At 62.7% G+C, this 21,722-nt stretch carries 20 protein-coding genes; 10 read left to right on the top strand and 10 right to left on the bottom strand.

The genetic code is table 11. The annotated features are described in order from the left end of the window. Positions 1 to 91: 91 nt before the first annotated feature. A complete protein-coding gene (locus AC0L18_RS01310; protein WP_156942628.1) occupies positions 92 to 586 on the top strand; it encodes a hypothetical protein in 495 nt (164 codons plus the stop codon). Here the strand turns inward: AC0L18_RS01310 and AC0L18_RS01305 are convergent. Further along, positions 568 to 1,359 carry an anti-sigma factor family protein gene (locus AC0L18_RS01305; protein ID WP_473490305.1) on the bottom strand — a complete coding sequence of 264 codons (792 nt, stop codon included), beginning with the start codon at positions 1,357 to 1,359 and terminating at the stop codon, positions 568 to 570. The genes AC0L18_RS01310 and AC0L18_RS01305 overlap by 19 nt on opposite strands. Next, on the bottom strand, positions 1,356 to 1,898 hold the full coding sequence (locus tag AC0L18_RS01300; RefSeq protein WP_128186096.1) for an RNA polymerase sigma factor: 543 nt from the start codon (positions 1,896 to 1,898) through the stop codon (positions 1,356 to 1,358). The genes AC0L18_RS01305 and AC0L18_RS01300 overlap by 4 nt, the downstream gene beginning before the upstream one ends. 101 nt (positions 1,899 to 1,999) lie before the next feature. On the opposite strand from AC0L18_RS01300, the gene AC0L18_RS01295 reads away from it, so the two are divergent. Then, positions 2,000 to 3,460, top strand: a complete 1,461-nt coding sequence (locus AC0L18_RS01295) for a S8 family serine peptidase (protein ID WP_473490304.1) — start codon at positions 2,000 to 2,002, stop codon at positions 3,458 to 3,460. 150 nt (positions 3,461 to 3,610) lie between these two features. Next, the gene (locus tag AC0L18_RS01290) at positions 3,611 to 5,104 is read left to right on the top strand and encodes a hypothetical protein (RefSeq protein WP_473490303.1); all 1,494 of its coding nucleotides are present in this window, start codon (positions 3,611 to 3,613) and stop codon (positions 5,102 to 5,104) included. Positions 5,105 to 5,128: 24 nt separating this feature from the next. On the opposite strand, the gene AC0L18_RS01285 is transcribed toward AC0L18_RS01290, so the two are convergent. After that, on the bottom strand, positions 5,129 to 5,428 hold the full coding sequence (locus tag AC0L18_RS01285) for a DUF3572 domain-containing protein (RefSeq protein ID WP_027156292.1): 300 nt from the start codon (positions 5,426 to 5,428) through the stop codon (positions 5,129 to 5,131). A 249-nt stretch (positions 5,429 to 5,677) separates the two neighbouring features. Between AC0L18_RS01285 and AC0L18_RS01280 the strand changes: the two genes are divergently transcribed. Both AC0L18_RS01280 and AC0L18_RS01275 read left to right on the top strand, forming a co-directional pair. Further along, entirely contained in the window at positions 5,678 to 6,034 is a 357-nt protein-coding gene (locus tag AC0L18_RS01280) for a response regulator (RefSeq protein WP_287247952.1), read from the top strand. Positions 6,035 to 6,067: 33 nt separating this feature from the next. Then, positions 6,068 to 7,441, top strand: coding sequence for a PleD family two-component system response regulator (locus AC0L18_RS01275; RefSeq protein WP_023801084.1), 1,374 nt, complete (start codon positions 6,068 to 6,070; stop codon positions 7,439 to 7,441). Positions 7,442 to 7,830: 389 nt separating this feature from the next. On the opposite strand, the gene rpmG is transcribed toward AC0L18_RS01275, so the two are convergent. The 7 genes from rpmG to topA form a co-directional block, all read right to left on the bottom strand. Continuing rightward, a complete protein-coding gene (gene rpmG / locus AC0L18_RS01270) occupies positions 7,831 to 7,998 on the bottom strand; it encodes a 50S ribosomal protein L33 (protein WP_006201775.1) in 168 nt (55 codons plus the stop codon). Between the two features lie 256 nt (positions 7,999 to 8,254). Continuing rightward, positions 8,255 to 8,710, bottom strand: coding sequence for a YqfO family protein (locus AC0L18_RS01265; protein WP_473490302.1), 456 nt, complete (start codon positions 8,708 to 8,710; stop codon positions 8,255 to 8,257). Between the two features lie 105 nt (positions 8,711 to 8,815). After that, complete coding sequence (locus AC0L18_RS01260; protein ID WP_473490301.1) at positions 8,816 to 9,991, bottom strand: MFS transporter; 1,176 nt, start codon at positions 9,989 to 9,991, stop codon at positions 8,816 to 8,818. A gap of 21 nt (positions 9,992 to 10,012) precedes the next feature. Further along, entirely contained in the window at positions 10,013 to 10,747 is a 735-nt protein-coding gene (locus AC0L18_RS01255) for an NUDIX hydrolase (RefSeq protein WP_473490300.1), read from the bottom strand. Positions 10,748 to 10,820: 73 nt separating this feature from the next. After that, positions 10,821 to 11,273 (bottom strand): DUF983 domain-containing protein, encoded by a 453-nt coding sequence (locus tag AC0L18_RS01250; protein ID WP_473490299.1) that lies wholly within the window; start codon positions 11,271 to 11,273, stop codon positions 10,821 to 10,823. Beyond that, positions 11,273 to 13,579, bottom strand: coding sequence for a ribonuclease R (gene rnr / locus AC0L18_RS01245; protein ID WP_473490298.1), 2,307 nt, complete (start codon positions 13,577 to 13,579; stop codon positions 11,273 to 11,275). The genes AC0L18_RS01250 and rnr overlap by 1 nt, the downstream gene beginning before the upstream one ends. A gap of 6 nt (positions 13,580 to 13,585) precedes the next feature. Further along, positions 13,586 to 16,210, bottom strand: coding sequence for a type I DNA topoisomerase (topA, locus tag AC0L18_RS01240; protein WP_473490297.1), 2,625 nt, complete (start codon positions 16,208 to 16,210; stop codon positions 13,586 to 13,588). A gap of 415 nt (positions 16,211 to 16,625) precedes the next feature. Here topA and AC0L18_RS01235 point away from each other — a divergent pair, with 415 nt between their 5' ends. From AC0L18_RS01235 to AC0L18_RS01215, 5 genes are all read left to right on the top strand, one after another. Next, positions 16,626 to 17,372, top strand: coding sequence for a cytochrome c biogenesis CcdA family protein (locus AC0L18_RS01235; RefSeq protein WP_473490296.1), 747 nt, complete (start codon positions 16,626 to 16,628; stop codon positions 17,370 to 17,372). Positions 17,373 to 17,603: 231 nt separating this feature from the next. Continuing rightward, a complete protein-coding gene (gene glmU, locus AC0L18_RS01230) occupies positions 17,604 to 18,965 on the top strand; it encodes a bifunctional UDP-N-acetylglucosamine diphosphorylase/glucosamine-1-phosphate N-acetyltransferase GlmU (RefSeq protein ID WP_473490295.1) in 1,362 nt (453 codons plus the stop codon). A 159-nt stretch (positions 18,966 to 19,124) separates the two neighbouring features. Further along, the gene (gene glmS / locus AC0L18_RS01225; RefSeq protein WP_473490294.1) at positions 19,125 to 20,948 is read left to right on the top strand and encodes a glutamine--fructose-6-phosphate transaminase (isomerizing); all 1,824 of its coding nucleotides are present in this window, start codon (positions 19,125 to 19,127) and stop codon (positions 20,946 to 20,948) included. A gap of 118 nt (positions 20,949 to 21,066) precedes the next feature. After that, positions 21,067 to 21,348: a type II toxin-antitoxin system RelE/ParE family toxin gene (locus tag AC0L18_RS01220; RefSeq protein ID WP_473490293.1), complete on the top strand. Its 282-nt coding sequence runs from the start codon at positions 21,067 to 21,069 to the stop codon at positions 21,346 to 21,348. 37 nt (positions 21,349 to 21,385) lie between these two features. Beyond that, positions 21,386 to 21,685 carry a HigA family addiction module antitoxin gene (locus AC0L18_RS01215; RefSeq protein WP_473490292.1) on the top strand — a complete coding sequence of 100 codons (300 nt, stop codon included), beginning with the start codon at positions 21,386 to 21,388 and terminating at the stop codon, positions 21,683 to 21,685. The last annotated feature ends 37 nt before the right edge of the window (positions 21,686 to 21,722 follow it).

The raw sequence follows: 21,722 nt of genomic DNA, 5'->3' as shown, positions 1-21,722 counted from the left end.
CAAGTCGAAGCGCGCCGCCGCTCTATCGTCCGGCCTATGTCAACGCCGCCAGTTGCGCGACCACCCGCGATCCGAACCGTTCGAGTTCGAATTGGAGGAACTGTTCGACGATGAGTTCGAATTCGAGTTGCTCGAGGAATTGGAGCTGGAGTTCGAAGACGAGTTCGAATTCGAATTGCTCGACGAATTAGAGCTGGAATTCGACGAACCGTTGGACGACGAATTGGAGCTCGAATTTGAAGAGCTGTTGCCAGCGACGATGAAGGAACCGTCGCTTTGGCTGGACATTGCCGCCGGCGGACGCTCGGTTTCCGGCGCTCCCGCGGGAGACTCCTTCGCCTGCGCCGTGGTGCTCGCGAGCGCTGCCATTCCTGCGACCAGCGTCGACTTGAGCTTCCAGTGTCTTGTCATGGTAGTTACTCCTTGTTTCAGACCGGACCGGCAGTTGCGGCCCGGCGGAGTAACGGGCGATCGCCGGCTTTATTCCATTCAAAGAAAGTTGGATTCCATTTCAGAGCAAGCCGGGCCAGAGCAAGCCGGGTCAGAGCGGGCCGGGCCGTCGCAGTTTCACTTCCGGTCCTTCTGACGGATCTCGTCCAGCGCTTTGACTTCCTCCTCGGCTGACATCGGAGCGGCTGCTTCGATCGCCGAAAGATAGGCGTCGAGGGCTTCGGTCGACGAGGCCGGGGCATAGCCTCCGGCGTCGCCCGGCGCCACGACCGCGAAGCTGACGCGCCATTCGTCGCCGGAACGGCAGGCGACCGACATCACCGTGGAGCGGTCCTGCGAGTCGACCTCGAACTCGCGGCACAAATCCTGCGAATCGTTACGGAACGTAGCGATGGCCCGGAACCGGTCGCTGATCCCGGCGAGCTTGATCTCCTTGCCGGACTCGACCGTTTCAAGGGCCTGGGCCAGGCCCGGCCTGATGACGCCGGCAACCCACAAGCCGCCCTGCGTGCGTTCGTTGCTGCCTGCTGCCCAATAGCCGGCGAGCCCGCCGCCAATTGCCGCCGCGAGAGAGGCGGCAATTGGCAGCATCCATCGAGACCTCGAAGCAGGCCCTGCCAAGCGACTGCTGCCGAAGGGCAATATCGATGCCGTCGCGGCTTGCTCGCCGGCACGCCTGGCCTCGATCATCTGCTCGACGGCCGCGACAAGTTTTTCGGGAACCGGCTCGTCGAGCAGCGGCTTCAGCGCGGCCTGCGCCTGCGCTCTGGTTTCGATGAACACAGCAATCCTGGCCACCAGACGGTCGTCCGTTTCCATCGCCTGCTCGATCCTGGCGACCATGTCCGGATCAAGCTCACCGTCGGCGAACCGCATCAGGATTTCGTCCGAAAAAGTCTCTTCGGTCATTTTGCAGCCCCTTTTGTGACCGGAGAACGGGTGGGCGCCGAAGATATTCCAGTCGCCTCCGCCAGATTCCTCCTCGCTCGAGCCAGCCTGCTCATCACCGTCCCGATCGGCACGGCAAGGACTTCCGCGGCCTCCTTGTAGGAAAGCTCTTCGACGCAGACCAGAAGCAGCACGTCGCGCTGGTCGGCGGCGAGCTCGCCTATGGCTTGCGCCACGCTGTTCAGCGCCAGCCGCGCCTCCATCTCGCGCTCACCGGAAACGCCGGCGATGTCATGGCGCTCGTCGATATCGTCCTGCGGGCCGGCGACCTTGCGCTTGCGGATGTCGTCGATCCACAGATTTCGCAGGATCTTGAACATCCACGCGTCGAAGCGCGTCCCTGGCTCGAAACGCTGCTCGTTGGCGAGCGCCCGTTCGCAGGCACGCTGGACAAGATCGTCCGCGATGTCGCGCGACCGGCACAGCGCAATCGCGAACCGGCGCAGATTCGGCAGAAAAGCGACAAGCTGATCTTGGACGCGGTCGGCTTTTTCCGGCATGTTGCTCCAGGTTCTGGAATAAAGCGGCCCCGCGCCCGTTCCTCGCAAGGCTAGCTTATTGCCAGACAGCTCCGCTAGCCTCGCGATGTTGAAAATCGGCGATGGCCGGAAATGTGAGGGAGACCATGCGCGCCACCTCCTGGTTGAGACCAAAAGCCCTGCTGCTTTTCTGGGTCGCCGTCGCATTGCTCGTCGATCCTCAGGCGCCGGGCGGCCAGCTGGCGCTCGGCGAGTTCGGACCAAGATCGGCGTTGGCCGATGACGACGGTGGCGGTGACGATGGTGGCGACGATGGCGGTGGTGATGACGGCGGTCGGTCCGGCGCTTCGCCCGGTGGGTCGCGAACGACGTCCAGCCGATCGACCGGCCCGAACCTGTTTCGCGCGCTGACGGATCGGTTTCTTCCGCGCCCGCCAAGGCGCAGCGGCAGGCGCGCGCAACGGCCATCCGCCCCTTTGCCGTCTCGGGTACCGGACCAGATCGTGGCGAGCGGGCTGAGTTCGGCTGAGATCGGTCGGCTTCAGGCAACCGGCTTCACCGTACTGGACCGTGCCGACATTCAGCTTCTTGGATCGGAGCTGATTCGGCTGCGCATTCCACCCAACATGCCGCTGGAGGCTGCGCGCGATCTTGTCATCGATGCCGCTCCGCAGTCGACGGCAGATTTCGTGCATTACTACCGGCCCGGACAGGAAGCTGAGTGTGCCGGGCCGCACTGTGCCGCCGCGGGCCTGATCGGCTGGCCGGCCGGTAGCGGACTGCCAGCCGGCTGCGGTGGCAATGTCACGATCGGCCTTATCGACACCGCGATCAATCCTGCGCATGACGCCTTCTCGAAAGGCCGGGTCGAAGTTCTTCGCCTGTCGGACGACGGCGTTCCCGAGTCCGGCCGCCAGCACGGCACCGCCGTCGCGGCCCTGCTTGTCGGCGGCGCCGACAGCCGTACGCCCGGCCTGCTGCCGCACGCCAGGCTCATCGCGGTCGATGCGTTTCATCGGGGCGATCGCCAGGATGACCGCTCGGACGCCTACGATCTGCTTCGCGCGCTCGATCTTCTTTCGGCGCGCGGCGTGCAGGTGACGAATATGAGCCTGTCGGGACCTGCGAATGTGCTTCTCGAGCAGGTTGTCCGAAGACTCTCCGAACGCGGCATGGTGATCGTCGCCGCCGCCGGCAATGGCGGCCCAAAAGCCGGGCCTGCCTATCCGGCGGCCTACGCTGAAGTGATCGCGGTGACGGCGGTCGACCGCATGAAACGCCCCTACAGGCGCGCCGGCCGCGGCGAGCATATCGACCTGGCCGCTCCCGGCGTCCAAGTGTGGACGGCCGCGTCGGTCAGCGGCGCACGGCCGAAGACCGGCACCTCCTTCGCGGCGCCCTTCGTCACCGCAGCCGCTGCCTTGATGAAATCTGCAAACAGCAACGCCACCGCAGCCGACATTCAAGACGCGCTCGGCAAGTCGGCGGAAGATCTCGGCGCGCCGGGCAAGGACGACGTCTTCGGCTGGGGCCTGCTCAATGCCAGCGCCGCTTGCCTCGTCACGTCGAAGAAGGCGACCTGAAGCTCCACTGTCGATCCCGGAGGAAAGCGCGGAGCGCGAAGGCTGGTTATAGATCGGCTTCCAGCCCTAACGAGGGGATTGCACCCCGCCGGTTTCCGCTTACGGTTGCGGCTGGAGTTTTTACCACAGAAACAGCAACGGAGATTCTGCGTGAATCGTGTTCTGCCGGCCGTCTTTGTCCTCGCGCTCAGCGCGCCTGCCTTCGGCCAGACCGTCGACGGCGAGGGTGCCAAGCAGCTCTCCGAAAATCTGTCCCGCTATTTCGGCAGCAAGGCGATCGACAGCGGCTTCCTGAAGGTTTCGGTGGAAGGCGACGCCTATAAACTCGCCGTCGACTTCAAACCTGTCGTCGACCTGCTGGCGGCGCAGAATTCCTTCAAGTTCGACTTCAGCCCCTACGCATTGCTCGTCAAGCCAGGCAGCAACGGGACATGGAGCGTCTCGGCGGACGTGTCGCAAAGCGGGTCCTTCGAGTTCAAGGGGCCAGAGGGCCCGCAGAGCATGGAGTTCTCGATTACAGACGGCAAGTTTTCCGGCGTCTACGATCCCGAACTCGCGGCTTTCACCAGCGCCACACAGTCGATAGCCGGGATGACGATGAATTCCCGGGACGCCGTGCAGCGCGCCAAGGTGAGCACCGGCGCCGGTACGGCCACCATGAACGCAAGCAAAGCTGCGAATGGCGGCGTGGATTTTACCGCAACGCAGTCGCTCGCCGATTTCGCCGAAGCGCTCGACTTTGACGATCCCAAGAGCGGGCTGAAATTCCCGCTCACGATCAAATCGCCAAAGCTGTCGGTGAACGCGACCGGCAAAGGCGTGCGGACCAGGCCGCTTCTCGATCTGCTGGCATTTGCCGTCGCCAATGAAGACGAGGCCAGACTGAAGGCCAACCAGGCGCAGCTCAAATCGCTGCTGCTCGCCGCGCTGCCGCTGTGGGAGCGGATCGACGGAACCTACGGGTTCAAGGATCTCACCGTCGAAAGCCCAGTCGGGCTTTTCGGGGCGACTGAGCTGGACACAGGCTTCGGGACCGACGGCATCGCCCAGAACGGAGCAATCAACTACTCGATCAGGGCCGCGGGACTGAAGATCCCTGACAATCTCGCGCCCGCCTGGAGCACGGCGCTGCTGCCGACCGATGTCAATCTGAGTTTCGGCGGCGCCAATATCGATCTCGATAGCATGGCGAAGAAGGCGATCGAAGCCTTTGATCTGAACAAGAATCCACCGCTGCCGGCCGACTTCGGCGACACCTTGACCGCTGATTTCATGGCCAAGATGCCGAAATTTGTCATCGGCCACAGCACGGTGAAAAACGGCGATATGGAAATCGCGATGGAAGGCGAGATGACGTTCGCCGGCATGAAGCCGGAGGCCAATGTGACCATCGATATCGCAGGCTATGACAGGATCGTGGAAAGCCTGCAGGCGGCAGCGAAGTCGGAGCCGGAAGCCGCGCAATATGTGCCGGTGGCTCTTGCGATCAAGGGATTCGGCAAGACGCTGCCGGACGGCCGCATCGAATGGGTCGTCAACGGCAAGCCGGACGGTTCGGTCACCGTCAATGGTGTCATGGTGAAGCCGGCCGATCCGGTTGCGAATGATGAAGGCGACGACGGCGAAGAAGAAGCGACGCCATAGGCGTTTTGGCGATCCGATCGTCGCTTATATCGAATGCTCATGGTCGTCGTCGCCCAGCGGCAGCGCCCGCAGCGCCTTGCCGACGGAAGCCGGCGGCGTGCCGGTTTCCGCCGCGAACCGCATGAGCGTCGGCTCGTGGGCGAGGATGAACTGCAGCACGCCGGCCAGGAATCCCGGCTCGCCGGCGGCCTGGCGGATCGAATGCGCCTCGATGCCGGTGATCGCCAGGAAGCGGGGCAGAAGTTCCGGATCGGCGGCGACGAAGCCCAATGCCTTCACGGCAATGGTTTCCGCTTCCTCGCGCATTGACCCTGGGTTTGCCATCACTACCTTCTTGTGGGTTGAATGAGTCTGTTTTTGGCAGTAATCGCAAGCGTCGCCTGCGGCAAGCCATCTGTCTCTGCAATGCGGAGTTCGCGGTGAAATCCGAAGCTTTTCCGGCAGCCGGTTTCCGTTTCGTCAATTATCTCGCGGTAGAGTTGAGCAGGGTTTGGTGCGTACCGGCGAGGGCGCATGGCGGCATCCTTCGAGCGGAAGGCAGGCCGGGACGGGAATTTGATGCCTAAGAAGGTCATGATCGTCGAGGACAACGAGCTTAACATGAAGCTCTTTCGCGACCTCATTGAAGCGAGCGGTTACGAGACGGTACGCACGCGCAACGGTCTGGAAGCGCTGGATCTGGCGCGACTGCACAAGCCGGACCTCATTTTGATGGACATCCAGCTGCCCGAAGTGTCGGGGCTGGAAGTGACCAAATGGCTGAAGGAGGACGACGACCTCCATGTCATCCCGGTCATTGCCGTCACCGCATTCGCGATGAAAGGCGATGAGGAGCGTATCCGCCAGGGTGGCTGCGAAGCCTATATTTCCAAGCCGATCTCGGTGCCGCGTTTCATCGAAACCATCAAATCCTACCTGGGCGACGCCTGATGCGCCCTTCCAGCCGAGCCGGAGCTTTATGAGATGACTGCACGGATCCTCGTCGTCGACGACATCCCTGCCAATGTCAGGCTGCTCGAGGTCCGGCTGCTTGCCGAATATTTCGAGGTGCTGACCGCCACCAACGGGCCGGACGCGATCGAGACCTGTGAAAACGGCAAGGTCGATGTCGTATTGCTCGACGTGATGATGCCTGACATGGACGGGTTCGAAGTCTGTCGCCGGCTGAAGAGCGATCCGGCGACGTCGCACATCCCTGTTGTCATGATCACCGCGCTCGACCAGGTTTCGGACCGGGTGCGCGGCCTCGAGGCCGGTGCGGACGATTTTCTGACCAAGCCGGTCAACGATCTGCAGTTGATGACCCGCGTCAAAAGCCTGGTCCGGCTGAAGACTTTGACCGATGAGCTGCGCCTGCGCGCCTCGACCACGCGCAATATCGGCATCGAGGAACTGTTGAGCCGCAACTTCGCGTCCGCGGACACCACGCCGAAGGTTCTACTGATCGACGAGCGCAAATCCTCCATTGAGCGCGTCCAGAAGATGCTGCGCAGCAGTGCCGACCTGGACATCGCCACCGATCCGCATGCCGGCTTCTTCCAGGCCGCCGAGACGCCCTATGAATGCGTGATGATCTCGACGGGTTTTGCCGATTTCGATCCGCTCAGGCTCTGCTCGCAACTGCGTTCGCTCGATCGCACCCGTTTCGTGCCGATCATCCTTCTGGCGGAGCAGGGTGAGGAGGGACGCATCGTCCGCGGCCTCGAGCTTGGCATCAACGATTATCTGATGCGTCCGATCGACCAGCATGAATTGACCGCGCGGCTGCGCACGCAGGTGCGCCGCAAGCGCTACAACGACCAGTTGCGCGCCAGCGTCACCCAGACCATCGAGATGGCGGTGACCGACCCGCTGACGGGATTGCACAATCGCCGTTACCTCGACAGCCATCTGCAGACACTGTTCGACCGCGCCGTGGCGCGGCGGCGGCCGCTGTCGGTGATGATCACCGATCTCGACCGCTTCAAGACCGTCAACGACACGCATGGCCATGACGGCGGCGACGAGGTGCTGCGCGAATTCGCGCGGCGGCTGCGCAAGAATGTGCGCGGCATCGATCTCGCCTGCCGCTTCGGTGGCGAGGAGTTCGTCGTGGTGATGCCGGACACGGACGGCGCGGTCGCCGAAAAGGTGGCGGAGCGTATTCGCGCCGAAATCGCCCAGATGCCGTTTGCCGTCGGTCAGGACGGCAAGACGATCGAGGTTACCGTCAGCGTCGGCGTGTCGTCGGTGCTGAAGGGTGTCGACTCGGTTGCCGGGCTGATGAAGCGGGCCGACCTCGCGCTCTACGAAGCCAAGAGCGCCGGCCGCAACCGGGTCGTCGCCAAGGCGGCGTAAAAGTCCGATTATCCTGTCAATGTGACAGGGTTACGAATTTACCTTAACGCAAGCGATTCGCCGGGCTTGGTTAAGAAATTGTTGATTTTCGCAGGCTGTTGCGCAAATGTGCAGGCCGATGACGGGACCGGCGCGAGGCTAGATCGCCGGATCGATCCGAAGAATACCCCATGATTCAGGTCCGCCGCATCTCCTGGGTCCGTGGGGTCGGCCGGCCGGCGCTGGCACATAGTGGCCTCCTCGTACCGCTGCCAAACGCCGGCCGGCCCCCAGACCTCAAAATGACATCAAGTCACTGCGCCAAGCGTTGGAAATGCTGGGCTTTTCGAGCTTTGAAAACAAAAAAACCGCCCACGGGGCGGCGTTTTTGTCTCAAGCAGGAAAGCAGATTACTTGATCTTGGTTTCCTTGAACTCGACGTGCTTCTTGGCGACCGGATCGTATTTGCGGAACGACAGCTTGTCGGTCTTGGTGCGGCTGTTCTTGCTGGTCACGTAAAAGAAACCGGTGTCGGCGGTCGACAGAAGCTTGATCTTGATGTTTGCGGCTTTGGCCATTGTATCAGTCCATTATGTTCGTGGAGTCTTGGCCGCTGGAGCACGGGAAAACCACCCGGACGCGGGAAACTTGGCGCGACACATAAACAACGCGCCCGGAAAGTCAACCCTGTGAGACACCCTGTGAGCCGGCCTCTTCCTTCTCCCCTTGTGGGAGAAGGTGGATCGGCGCGAAGCGGCGAGACGGAAGAGGGGTGTTGGACGGATTGCTGTCGGTGCCACAGCGGAGCCCCCCTCATCCGGCCGCGTTCCGATTCTACGCATCTTCTTTAACTGGGGCGGCCTTCTTCCAGTCTCCCGTGGTGTTCCACCAGCGGTTCGGGTTGGAGCGATCGTCCAATCCCTTGGAGCGGCTGGCGAGGATCGGCTGGATGCGGATCACCGGCTCCTGATAGCTGTGGACCTGGAAGATCGCCTCGACGATGCGGGCGGCCAACGCCTGGTCGTCGGGCAGTTCGAACGACACTTCCACCGTGCCATGCCGTCGGCGCAATTCGGTCTCGGCGCCGGCGGCAGCACCATCGAGCGCCCGGTAGCGCTCGATGCCGTGCGCCGACTGGTAGGCATTGCTGTCGTATTTGCCCATGCTGAGCGGGGCGATCGCGACCACCGCTTCCATGATACGGTCGACATCGGAAGCCGGCGCCTGGAAGGTCACAAGCAGCAGCAATTCCATCCGCAGCGATTTCGTTTCAAACCCGGAGTCGATCATGGCGGCATCCTCAAATTCGTGGCGTGTTGCTGACAATCTACCCAGGTGCTGCTGACACGGTTATGTCAGCAGCCTTGCGCCACCTGAGGCATCGATCGGGTCTTTTTACAGGAGTTTTCGGATGAGCCTGGCACCGACCAGCGCGATATAGAAGGCGAAGAACAAGCCGAGCGCCCAGCCGAAACCGGAGGGGCCGAAAAGGTCCATGCCGATGCCGATCGCCTGCGGGCCGAGCACCATGCCGACACCGTAGCAGAGCACGAAGGCAGCGTTGGCCGAGGCCAGGTCGTGGCCGGAAAGCTGCGAGCCGAGATGGGCCAGACCGATCGTGTACATGGCCGCGACGACGCCGCCCCAGACGAACAGAAGCGCCGCCATCAGATGCCAGTTCTGCGCGAAGTGCGGCATGAAGATGGTGCCGGCAAGCCCGATGGTTGCACAGGCCAGAAGCAGATAACGGCGGTCGCTGACACGGTCGCTGATCATGCCGAGCGGGATCTGCAACAGCACGTTGCCGAGGCCGATCATGGTGAGCAGCAGGGCGGCATCGGCCTCGGAGTAGCCGATACGATTGCCATAGACGGGAAACAGCGCAAAGCCACCGGTCTCGACCGCGCCGAACACCAGCACCGCAGCGGTCGCCGTTGGCACCAACCAGATGTAGCGCAGGAAGTTGCTGGTTTCGCCGTTGGAGACGATCGTCGGGCTCTCGTTGCGGGCCGCCAGAACTGGAATGGCGGCCAGCGTCACCAGCGCCATGATGACGCCGAAGGGCAGGAAGCCAGCGCTGCCGAGTTGGGCGAACAGCCACGGCCCGGCGGCAAAGCCGAGCGACAGCACGGTGGCGTAGATGCCGAGGACGAGACCGCGCCGGTGCGGCGGCGCCGATGTGCTGATCCAGAATTCCGACAGGATGAAAAGCACCGTCAGCGCGATGTGCAGCAGGACGCGCAGCGGAAACCACATCCAGAAGTCCGGTGCGAAATGGAAGCCGACAAAGGCCAGCACTCCGGTGGCGATCATGGCGAGCATCGTCCTGGCGACGCCGAACCGCATCGCCAGCGGGGTGGCGAGCGGTGCGCCGGCGATCGAGGCGAGGCCGGCGACAGCGGTGTTGAAGCCGATCATCGACGCCGAATGGCCGCGCGTTTCGAGAATGACGCTGAGCAGCGGCATGCCGAGGCCGATGGCGATGCCGACGACGCTGATCGACGAGATCGCGGCGATCATTGGCAGCCAATGGACGCGTTCTTCGACCTCTTGCTGGGTATCGACTGTCATGGGATGTGAATGCTCTATGTTCTACAGAATTTCGCGAACGAAGCGATTGCCGACAAGCCGGTAGAACGGCACGGAACCACCGGGGCGCAGCAGCGGATCGTCGACGAGCCGCTTTTCCAGCTCCCCCAGGATGGCCCTGGTGATGTCGGGCACATCAGCTTCTCTGGCCTTGGCGAGCGGCAGCCAGACCAGTTCCTCCAGCTCGTTGGTCGGACCGCCGTCCGGCAGCTCCACGGCGACGTCTTCGCGCCAGGCGCTGAAGAAGCGCGTGTCGAAGCGCCGCACCCGGTTCGGCGGGGTGATGGCGCGCGCGATGAAGCGCAGCGCTTCCAGCGACGGCCTTACGCCGTGCTCGGCAAAACCCTGCCAATCGCGCCTGGTCGTGGCGAAGGCGCCCTTCTGGCCGATCAGCAGGCCGGCTTCTTCATAGGTCTCGCGAATCGCCGACAAAGCGATGGCGCGGGCGCGGGCCGGGCTGGTGCGGCCGACGCCGGCGGTAAGCCTCGCCTGCTCCTCAGGGTGCAGCGCTGTGGCAACGGGAATTCGGCTGTCGGCCGGATCAGTGCCGCCACCGGGAAAGACGAATTTCCCCGGCATGAAGGCGTGACGGGCGTGGCGCCTGCCCATCAGCACCAGGAACTCGGCGCCCTTGCGGTCGAGCAGGATCAGCGTCGCGGCGTCGCGCGGGCGTATAGGCCTGGCGTCGAGCGCGATCGGCTCAACCTTGTCGACTTCCGCCTTGATCATAACGTCCATGCGCACGACCTAGCGGAATCTTCTTCGATGCGAAAGTGGCGTCCAGCCATGCCGATTTGCGCCAGCCTCGGTTTCAAGCCTCGGGATGCGAATCGATCAGATCTTCTTCCCCGCCGAAGCCGTGCATATAGAACGCCCATTGCAGGCCGATGACGGCGCCCTTGACCGGCTGCAGCAAGACGATCGCCATGAGGATGGTCAGCGGCACCCAGATGGCAACGTGCTGCCATGTGGACAGAGTGGAGGCCGCTTCGACACCCATGAAGGCGCCGAGCACGACGTGGCCGACGATGGCCACCACCAGATAGGCCGGCAGGTCGTCGGCGCGGTGGTGATGAAGCGCCTCACCGCAATGGTCGCATGTATCGACGGTCTTGACGAAGGCACGAAACAGCTTTCCCTCGCCGCAATGCGGGCAGCGGCCAAACGCGCCACGCTTCATCGCCGTCCATAGCGGGCGGGCGATCCGGCCCGAGTGCTGTTGGCCGCCGAAAACCTGTTCGTTCATTTTCAGATCGCTTGGCATTACCGTCTCCTGCCGCGCGAGCCTGGACGCGATTGCGACGCACGGGCGCGGCCCTTGGCCTTGTGAAACGACCGTTTGGAGCCGGGCAGCGGCTTTGGGTCGGTCAGCATCTCGAAACGCATCGCGCCGGCCATAGGCGCCACCTCGATCAGGCGAACCTCGACGCGGTCGGCAAGCTGATAGCCCTTGCCGGTGCGTTCTCCGAAAAGCGATCGGGCAGTTTCGTCGTATATATAGTAATCGCCGCCCAGACTTGACACCGGAATGAAACCATCTGCGCCATACTGCGGCAATTGGACAAATAGTCCCGATTTGGTGACGCCCGAAATGCGTGCATCGAAGCGATCGTCGACACGCTCTGCCAGATAGGCGGCGATCAGCCGGTCGATCGTGTCGCGCTCGGCCGCCATGGCGCGGCGCTCGGTGGCTGAGATCAGCGCGGAAACTTCTTCCAGCCGCTCCGCTTCATCCTGCGTCAGTCCGCCTGCACCGAAGCCGAGCGCGGCAATCAGCCCGCGATGCACGATCAGGTCGGCATATCTGCGGATCGGCGAGGTGAAGTGCGCATAGCGTTTCAGGTTGAGGCCGAAATGGCCGATATTGCTTGGCGAATATTCGGCCTGCATCTGCGTGCGCAGCACCACCTCGTTGACCAGCCCCTCATGGTCGGCACCGCGGACGCGATCCAGAATGCCGTTGAACTGGTTGGGCCGCATCTGGGCGCCGCGCGCCAGCGACAGGCCAAGCGTTTGCAGGAATTCACGCAGCGATTCCTGCTTGGCGAGCGAAGGTGCGTCATGGATGCGGTAGACCAGCGCCTGTCGTTTCGCCTCCAGCGTCTCGGCCGCCGCGACATTGGCCTGGATCATGAATTCTTCGATCAGCTTATGCGCGTCGAGCCGCTCCGGCACGACAACGCGGTCGACGGTGCCGTCCTCCTTGAGCAGGATTTTCCGCTCCGGCAGTTCGAGCTCGAGCGGCTGGCGCGTCTCACGACCGCGCTTCACCACGGCATAGGCGTCCCACAGCGGCTTCATCACCGTGTCGAGGATCGGGCCGGTCTTGTCGTCCGGCGCGCCGTCGATCGCGGCCTGCGCCTGGCGATAGGCGAGTTTTGCCGCCGATTTCATCATGATGCGGTGGAACGAATGCCTGAGCTTGCGGCCATCGGCCGAGAAGGTCATGCGGACCGCCAGCGCCGGGCGGTCCTGGCCTTCGCGCAGCGAACAAAGGTCGTTGGAGATGCGCTCCGGCAGCATCGGCACGACGCGATCCGGGAAATAGACCGAGTTGCCGCGCTTCAGCGCCTCGCGGTCGAGCGCGGTGCCATAGCGCACATAAGCGGCGACATCGGCAATCGCCACGGTAACGACCACGCCGCCGGGGTTCTTCTCGTCCGGATCTGCTGTCGCGAACACGGCGTCGTCATGGTCCTTGGCGTCGGCCGGATCGATGGTGACCAGCGGCAGCTCGCGCCAGTCTTCGCGGCCGGCCAGCGTCGCCGGTTTGACCGCCTCCGCCTCGGCGATGACGTCTGCCGGGAAAATATGCGGAATGTCGTGCGCGTGGATGGCGATCATCGAGACCGCCTTTTCGCTGGTTAGCGAACCCAGCACCGCCAGCACCTTGGCCCTGGGCAGCCCGTAGCGGGAGGCCCGCGCCGGCTCGACCTCGACCAGATCGCCGTTCTTGGCGCCGTTCTGGAATTCCTTGTCGACGACCAGTTCCGGCTGGCGTCTTTCGACAGGCTCGATGCGGAAGGTACCGTCCTGCAGCACGCGAAAAACGCCGAGAACGGCATCGGTGCGCTTCTCGAAGATCTTCATCACCCGCCCGGTATAGGCAGGGCCGGTCGGGTCATCGGTTGGAAAGGTCTTGGCCAGCACGCGGTCGCCAATGCCCGGTGTCGGACCGCCGCCGCCACGCGACACGCGGATCGCTATGACGGGAGGCTCGCCGTTGCCCACGGCTTCGGTCGGGTGCGCCAAAAGCAAGCCGTCGGCGTCGCGGCCAAAGATGTCGAGCACGGCAACATGGGCGAGGGCGCCGACGCGGGCGAGCCGCTTGCGCTCCTTGGTCAGCAGGCCCTCATCCTGCAAGTCGCGCAAAACATCCTTCAACCAGATACGGTCTTCGCCGCGCAGCGCAAACGCCTTGGCGATGTCGCGTTTGCCTGAGCGATCCGGATTTTCGGCGATGTAGCGCAGGATTTCGTCGCGGGACGGCCGGTAATCATCCTTGACCTTGGCCCGGGTGTCGGCGGTGCGCAGATCGCCATGACTTCTTCCGGATTCCCTGCGCGCCACGATGCACTATCCCTTTCTGTTGGCCACTTTCTTGGCCGCCGGTTTCTTGGCCGCAGGCTTTTTGGCAGGTGCGGCCGCTTTGCGGAAGGGCTTTCTGCCGCCATTGCCGCCCTTGGCTTCCTTCTCGGCAATCAGCGCCACCGCATCCTCGATCGTCACCGACTGCGGGTCCTTGCCCTTCGGCAGCGTCGCATTGACCTTGCCGAAATTGACATAGGGCCCGTATTTGCCGTCACGCACGATGATCTTGCCGCCGCCCGCCGGATGCTCGCCAAGTTCCTTCAAGGCGGCGGGCGTGCCGCCATTGCGACCGCCGGGGCCTTTCAACTGCTTCTCGGCGATCACCGACACGGCGCGGTTGAGACCGATCGAGAACACGTCCTCGATATTGTCGAGATTGGCGTAGGTGCCGTCGTGCAGCACGAACGGACCATATCGCCCCAGCCCGGCCGAGATCATCTTGCCGGATTCCGGATGCTTGCCGACGTCGCGCGGCAGCGACAGCAGGGCGAGGGCTTTTTCGTGGTCAATCGAATCGACGTTCCAGCCCTTGGGCAGGCTGGAGCGCTTGGCTTCCTTGCCGTCGCCGCGCTGGACATAGGGGCCGAAACGACCACTGCGCAGCGAGATTTCCTCTGCCGTGTAGGGGTCCTTGCCCAGCACCTTGGTGCCGTCCTCGCCATTGCCGTTTTCGGCATTGGGGTTGGCGGCGTCGCCGAGCTGGCGGGTGAAGGAGCATTCGGGATAGTTCGAGCAGCCGACAAAGGCGCCGAATTTGCCGAGCTTCAGCGACAGGTTGCCGGTGCCGCATTTCGGGCATATCCGCGGATTTGAACCGTCTTCCCGTGCGGGAAACACCAGAGGCGCCAGTTCCTCGTTGAGGGCGTCGAGCACGTCGGTGACGCGCAATTCCTTGATGTCGGCGACGGCGCCTGAAAAATCCTTCCAGAAATCGCGCAGCACATCCTTCCAGGCGAGCTTGCCGTCGGAAATCTCGTCGAGTTTTTCCTCGAGCGAAGCGGTAAAATCATATTCGACATAGCGCTCGAAGAAGCTTTCGAGGAAGGCCGACAACAGCCGGCCCTTGGCCTGCGGCAACAGCTTGCGCTTGTCCATGCTGACGTAGTCGCGGTCCTCCAGCGTCTTCAGGATCGCCGTGTAGGTCGACGGCCGGCCGATGCCGAGCTCTTCCAGCTTCTTGATCAGCGAGGCTTCCGAATAGCGCGGCGGCGGTTCGGTGGTGTGCTGGGTGGCGTTGATCGCCTCGGGGTCGAGTTGTTCGCCGGCACGGATCTCGGGCAGACGGCGATCTTCCTCGTCTTCCGCATCCTCGTCCTTCTGGTCGGTATAGGCGGCAATGAAGCCATCGAATCGAACGACCGAACCGACGGCGCGAAGCTCCGCGCTGCGGGCGCCGTTGACCGCCTCGATCTCGACCGTGGTGCGCTCGATCTCGGCTGGCTGCATCTGACTGGCGATGGCGCGTTTCCAGACAATCTCGTAAAGCCGCGCCTGGTCGGCATCGAGATATTGCCTGACCGAAGCCGGCGTGCGCATGAAATCGGTCGGGCGGATCGCTTCGTGCGCTTCCTGGGCGTTCTTGGCCTTGGTCGTGTAGTTGCGCGGCTTTTCGGGCAGGTATTTTGGGCCGAACTCTTTTGCGATCGCATCGCGCGCGGCCGATATCGCCTCGGGCGCCATCTGCACGCCGTCGGTTCGCATATAGGTGATCAGGCCGGTGGTCTCGCCGCCGATGTCCATGCCTTCATAGAGCCGCTGCGCCACCTGCATGGTGCGGCTTGCCGAAAAACCGAGGCGCGAGGAGGCGGCCTGCTGCAGCGTCGAGGTGGTGAAGGGCGGGCCTGGATTGCGCCTGGTCGGCTTGGCTTCGACCGACAGCGCCTTGAAGGTCGCGCCATCCAGCATCGCCTTGATGTCGTCGGCCTGTGCCTTGTTCGAAATGTCGAGCTTTTGCAGTTTCTTGCGATCGAAGGCAGTCAGCCGCGCCTCGAAATTATCCTTGCGCGGCGTGCCGAGAATGGCGGCGATCTGCCAGTATTCCTCGCGGATGAAGCGCTCGATTTCCAATTCGCGGTCGCAGACGAGGCGCAGTGCCACCGACTGGACGCGGCCGGCGGAGCGGGCGCCCGGCAGCTTGCGCCACAGCACGGGCGACAGCGTGAAGCCGACGAGATAGTCGAGCGCGCGGCGGGCGAGATAGGCGTCGACCAGCGGCGCATCGATCTGGCGCGGATTGGCCATCGCTTCCAGCACCGACGATTTGGTGATGGCGTTGAAGACGACGCGGCTGACCGGCTTGTCCTTCAGCGCGCGCTTCTGCTTCAGCACTTCCAGAACGTGCCAGGAAATGGCTTCGCCCTCGCGGTCCGGATCGGTGGCGAGGATCAGGCCGTCGGCGTCCTTGACCGCCTTGGCGATGTCGGCAAGACGTTTGCTCGAGGCGGTGTCGACAGCCCAGGACATGGCAAAATCCTCGTCCGGACGCACCGAGCCATCCTTGGCCGGCAGATCGCGGACGTGGCCGAACGAGGCCAGGACCTTGTAGTTCTTTCCGAGGTACTTGTTGATTGTCTTCGCTTTGGCCGGCGATTCGACGACGACGACGTCCATGAGGTCTCATATCAGCTGTGGTGCGGCAGAAGAATTCCGCTGCGCGCGACGAAATCTCGTATAATTGTCGCTCACATGGCCGTGCTTTTGCATTCGGTCAAGGGCAAGCGCCCAAAATGCAGTCCTGCGTTGAGGGGTGCGTCATGTGATATCCGCAATCCTGGATAGCGAGAGCGGCTGCCCTGATCGTTGGACAAACCGGCAATGAATCCGGGAGAACGGGACAAATACTTCCGCCGATATAAGAGAAACATCGATCACGCGCCAGCCCTGGTTTGAAGAGACGGCAGGCATGATGCGACGTTGACGGGCGAGACAGGCGTGGCAAACGGCCGTGCGACTTGCCACGCGATGGTGATTGGCGGATCGGCGCGGTCGCGGCTATATGGCAGCGCAAACCATCAGGAGTTCGGGAATGGCGTTGGATATCGGCTATGTCAGCGCGGTCGGGGCGGGGGCGATCTCGTTCCTGTCGCCTTGCGTGCTGCCGCTGGTGCCGCCCTATCTCTGCTATATGGCCGGCGTGTCGGTCGATGATTTCCGCGGCAATGCCGGCGTCACCGCCAGGGCCGACGCACGCGGCGCGCTGCTTTTTGCCTCGATCGCCTTCGTTCTCGGCTTCTCGACCGTCTTCGTGGCGTTGGGCGCCGGCGCCTCGACCATCGGCCGGTTGCTGCGCGTCTGGCAGGAGCCGCTGGCGATGGCGGCTGGCGTGCTCATCATCCTGATGGGGCTGAATTTTCTCGGCATATTGCGCATCCCGCTGCTGTCGCGTGAGGCGCGCTTCCAGTCGCAGGGCAAGCCGGCCAGTATCGTTGCCGCATACATCATGGGGCTGGCCTTCGCCTTCGGCTGGACACCCTGCATCGGACCGGTGCTGGGGCCGATCCTGACGCTGGCCGGCGGCCGCGAGACGGTGGGCGAGGGCGCGGCTCTGCTTGCCGCCTATTCGCTCGGCCTCGGCATACCGTTCCTGGTCGCGGCGCTGTTTTCCGGCGCCTTCATGCGCTTTCTCGCAAAATTCCGCGTCCATCTCGGCCGCGTCGAAAGGGCAATGGGCGCGCTGCTGGTCGTCGCCGGCGTGTTTTTTCTGACCGGCGGTGTGCAGGCTGCATCCTACTGGCTGCTGGAGAATTTCCCGGTGCTGGGGCAGTTGGGGTGAAATTGGATCAAGTCGTGCGGCTCACAGCTATCGCAACTGACATTGTCAGCGCGACGATCGCTCAGGTTTGCGCTGCCCCTCATCTGCCTGCCGGCAGCGCCGGCATTGGCTGACAGCAGCACAACCGTCTCACCGGAATTTAACCGCATTGGTGCAGCATGGCGCCAATGCTAGTGAGTTTCCGGGCTAGACATGCCTTGATTCCCAACCCTCTTTATATGGTCGCATTCCATGAGCCAGAGAACCTGCCTGTCCGTCATCCTCGCCGCCGGCGAAGGCACGCGCATGAAAAGCGCCGTGCCAAAAGTGCTGCACCCGATCGCTGGCCTGCCGATGGTCGCCCATGTCGTCAAGGCTGCGGAAGCCGCAGGCAGCGGTGATCTGGCACTGGTGATCGGCCATGGCGCGGACGAGATGCGCAGGGCCACGCAAAAGTTCGCGCCGAAGGCGGAAACCTTCGTCCAGGACAAGCGGCTCGGCACGGCGCATGCCGTGCTGGCGGCTCGCGATGCGATCTCAAAGGGTTACGACGACATCCTCGTCATGTTCGGCGATACGCCGCTGATCGATCCGGAGGTGCTGACGGCTGCGCGCCTGAAGCTGGCTGATGGCGCTGCCGTCGTTGTGGTCGGCTTCCGCACGTCAAATCCGTCCGGCTATGGCCGGCTGATTGAAAAAGGCGGCAAGCTCATCGCCATCCGCGAGGAAAAGGACTGCACCGACGAGGAGAAGAAAATCACCTTCTGCAATGGCGGGCTGATGGCGGTTGCAGGCAAGCACGCGCTGCAGCTGCTCGACCAGGTCGGCAACGACAACGCCAAGGGCGAATATTATCTCACCGACATCGTCGAGATCGCGGGCGGGCAAGGCCTTAATGTCATTGCCGCAGAAGCTGGCTTTGAAAATGTGCTCGGCATCAACAACCGTGCCGAACTCGCTGCGGCCGAAGGCATCTGGCAGGCGCGCCGGCGGCGCGAAGCCATGCTCTCCGGGGTTTCGCTGATCGCGCCCGAAACCGTCTTCTTTTCGCACGATACCGAGATCGGCGCCGACACGATCGTCGAGCCCAATGTCTGGTTCGGGCCGAGCGTGACAATCGCCACCGGTGCCAGGATCCATGCCTTCAGCCATATTGAAGGCGCCACGATCGCTTCGAATTGCGCTGTCGGTCCGTTTGCACGGCTGCGGCCGGGTTCCGATCTCAAGCAAAAAGCCAAGGTCGGCAATTTCTGCGAGGTCAAGCAGGCGACGGTCGAGGAGGGCGCCAAGGTCAATCACCTGACCTATATCGGCGATGCCCGCGTCGGCGCCGGCGCCAATATCGGCGCTGGAACCATCACCTGCAATTATGACGGCTACTCGAAATTCTTCACCGACATCGGCGAAGGCGCCTTCGTCGGCTCGAATTCGTCGCTGGTGGCGCCTGTCACAATCGGCAAGGGCGGCTACGTCGCTTCGGGCAGCGTGATCACCGAAAGCGTGCCCGACGATGCGCTCGCCTTCGGCCGCGCCCGCCAGAAGACGCTGCCCGGCAAGGGCAAGGAATTGCGCGAGCGTTTTGCTTCGGCTGCGGCTGCCCGGAAAAAAGGCTAGCCTGGCTGCGGTAATCGGATTGCAAGCGCACTCGGTCATGGTGCATTTGTGCAGAACCGTTCCGGCTGATACGGAACGAAGCGCAATGTGATTTTCGCGGCAGCCCGGCCAACCCTAAATGGCGCCGGGTTTTTCATGCCGGAATCAGGGGCAACGTCTATGTGCGGTATCGTCGGAATTGTCAGTCACTCGCCGGTCGCGCCACTGATCGTCGATGCGCTGAAAAGGCTCGAATATCGCGGCTATGATTCGGCCGGCGTCGCCACCGTCGAGCACGGCCAGCTGGCGCGTCGCCGCGCCGAGGGCAAGCTGATCAATCTCGAGCGCCGGCTGAAGGACGAACCGCTCGACGGCATGATCGGCATCGGCCATACGCGCTGGGCGACGCATGGCGTGCCCAACGAGACCAATGCGCATCCGCATTTTTCCGATGGCGTCGCCATCGTCCACAACGGCATCATCGAGAATTTCGCCGAATTGCGCGACGAGCTGATGCGCGACGGCTACACATTTTCATCGCAGACCGATACCGAGGTCGTCGCACATCTAGTGGGGCGCGAACTGGCCAGGGGCCTGCAGCCGGTCGAGGCCGCGCACCAGGCGCTGAAGCGGCTGGAAGGCGCCTTTGCGCTGGCCATCATGTTCAGGGGAGACGAGGATCTCATCGTTGGCGCGCGCAACGGCCCGCCGCTGGCCGTCGGCCATGGCGATGGCGAGATGTTTTTGGGCTCCGACGCCATCGCGCTTGCCCCCTTCACCAATTCGATCACCTATCTGGAGGACGGCGACTGGGCGGTGGTGCGCCGCAACGACGTCGCCATCTTCGACATGGACGGCAACAAGGTCGACCGCAAGCGCCAGCAGTCGCTCAGCACCAGCTTCATGGTCGACAAGGGCAACCGGCGCCATTTCATGGAGAAGGAAATCCATGAACAGCCCGAGGTGATCTCGCACACGCTGGCCCATTATGTGGATTTCGTTGGCGGCGTCTCGAAGCCGCTCGACCTGCCGTTCGATTTCGCCAAAATCGACCGGCTGGCGATTTCGGCCTGCGGTACCGCCTTTTTGGCCGGCCTGATCAGCAAATATTGGTTCGAGCGCTATGCGCGGCTGCCGGTCGACATCGATGTCGCTTCGGAATTCCGTTACCGTGAAATGCCGCTGTCGAAGACAGACGCCGCTTTCTTCATCTCGCAATCGGGCGAGACCGCCGACACGCTGGCCTCGCTGCGCTATTGCCGCAAAGCGGGCATGAAAATCGGCGCAGTCGTCAATGTCCGCGAATCGACGATGGCGCGCGAATCCGACGTTATTCTGCCGACGCTGGCCGGGCCGGAGATCGGTGTCGCCTCGACCAAGGCCTTCACCTGTCAATTGTCGGTGCTGGCCTCGCTTGCCGTGCGGGCCGGCGTGGCGCGCGGTACGATTTCGCAAGAACAGGAAACGACGCTGGTCCGCCAACTGTCGGAAGCGCCACGCTATGCCAACCAGGTCCTGAAACTCGACGGCCAGATCGAAAAGGTCGCGCGCGACCTCTCGCACTACAAGAACGTGCTTTATCTTGGCCGCGATACCAATTTCCCGCTGGCCATGGAAGGCGCGCTGAAGCTCAAGGAAATCTCCTATATCCATGCCGAGGGCTATGCTGCCGGCGAGCTGAAGCACGGGCCGATCGCGCTGATCGACGAGAACATGCCGGTGATCGTCATTGCCCCGCATGACCGGATTTTTGAAAAAACCGTGTCGAACATGCAGGAAGTGGCGGCGCGCGGCGGCAAGATCATCCTGATCACCGACAGCAAGGGTGCCGCGCACGCCACGGTGAAGACGATGGAGACGATCGTGCTGCCGGACGTGCCGGAAATCATCTCGCCGATCATCTACGCGCTGCCAATCCAGATGCTGGCCTATTTCACCGCGGTGTTCATGGGCACCGACGTCGACCAGCCGCGCAACCTGGCGAAATCGGTGACGGTGGAGTAAGGGCTGGCAAGTTTCGACCAGCTGCCGATAGGTCCGGTGACGGTTAGTATCAGTTATTGATACATATTTCTTGCACGCCCTCGTGTATCAATGTATGATACGTGACGAGGGGCAGAAATTGATCGTTTCGTTCGAAGGCAAGGCGGTGGAAGCGGTTGCCGAGGGGAAGGCGCCGAAGGGTTTTCCACCCGATCTGGTTGCCCGTGGCGAACGTCGTCTTCGTGCTATCGCCAATGCCGCCCAATTGAATGACCTTAGATCGCCACCCGGAAACCACCTTGAAGCCCTGAAAGGGAGTAGAGCTGGGCAGCATTCTATCCGTATCAACGACCAATGGCGCATCTGCTTCAGATGGACTGATGCTGGCGCCGAGGATGTGGAGATCGTCGACTACCATTGAGTGGGCACTTGCCCTAATCCTTCGAGGTCCCTGAACCATGCTCAAGTTCGCACGTCCAATTCACCCCGGAGATTTCCTGCGCGAGGAATATCTCCTCCCGCTTGGCATGAGCGCTGGCGCGCTGGCGAAGAAGCTTAATCTTCCGCGCACTCGTATCGAACGCATTGCCAAGGAAGAGATCGGCTTGACTCCCGATACCGCGCTTCGCCTCGCCAGGTTCTTCAACACCACGCCGGAATTCTGGATGAATTTTCAGCAGGCCTATGAGCTCGAAACCGAGGCACGGAAACTCGCGCCTGAGCTCGAGAAGATCGAGCCGCTGGAAGTCGCGGCATAGTTGATCATTTAAAAAATTCGCAGTTCCAAAGCCGGAT

It is taken from the genome of Mesorhizobium sp. WSM4819, from assembly GCF_055811215.1.
The sequence above is the reverse complement of the archived record's forward strand: the minus strand, read 5'-3'. Positions and strand labels throughout refer to the sequence as shown.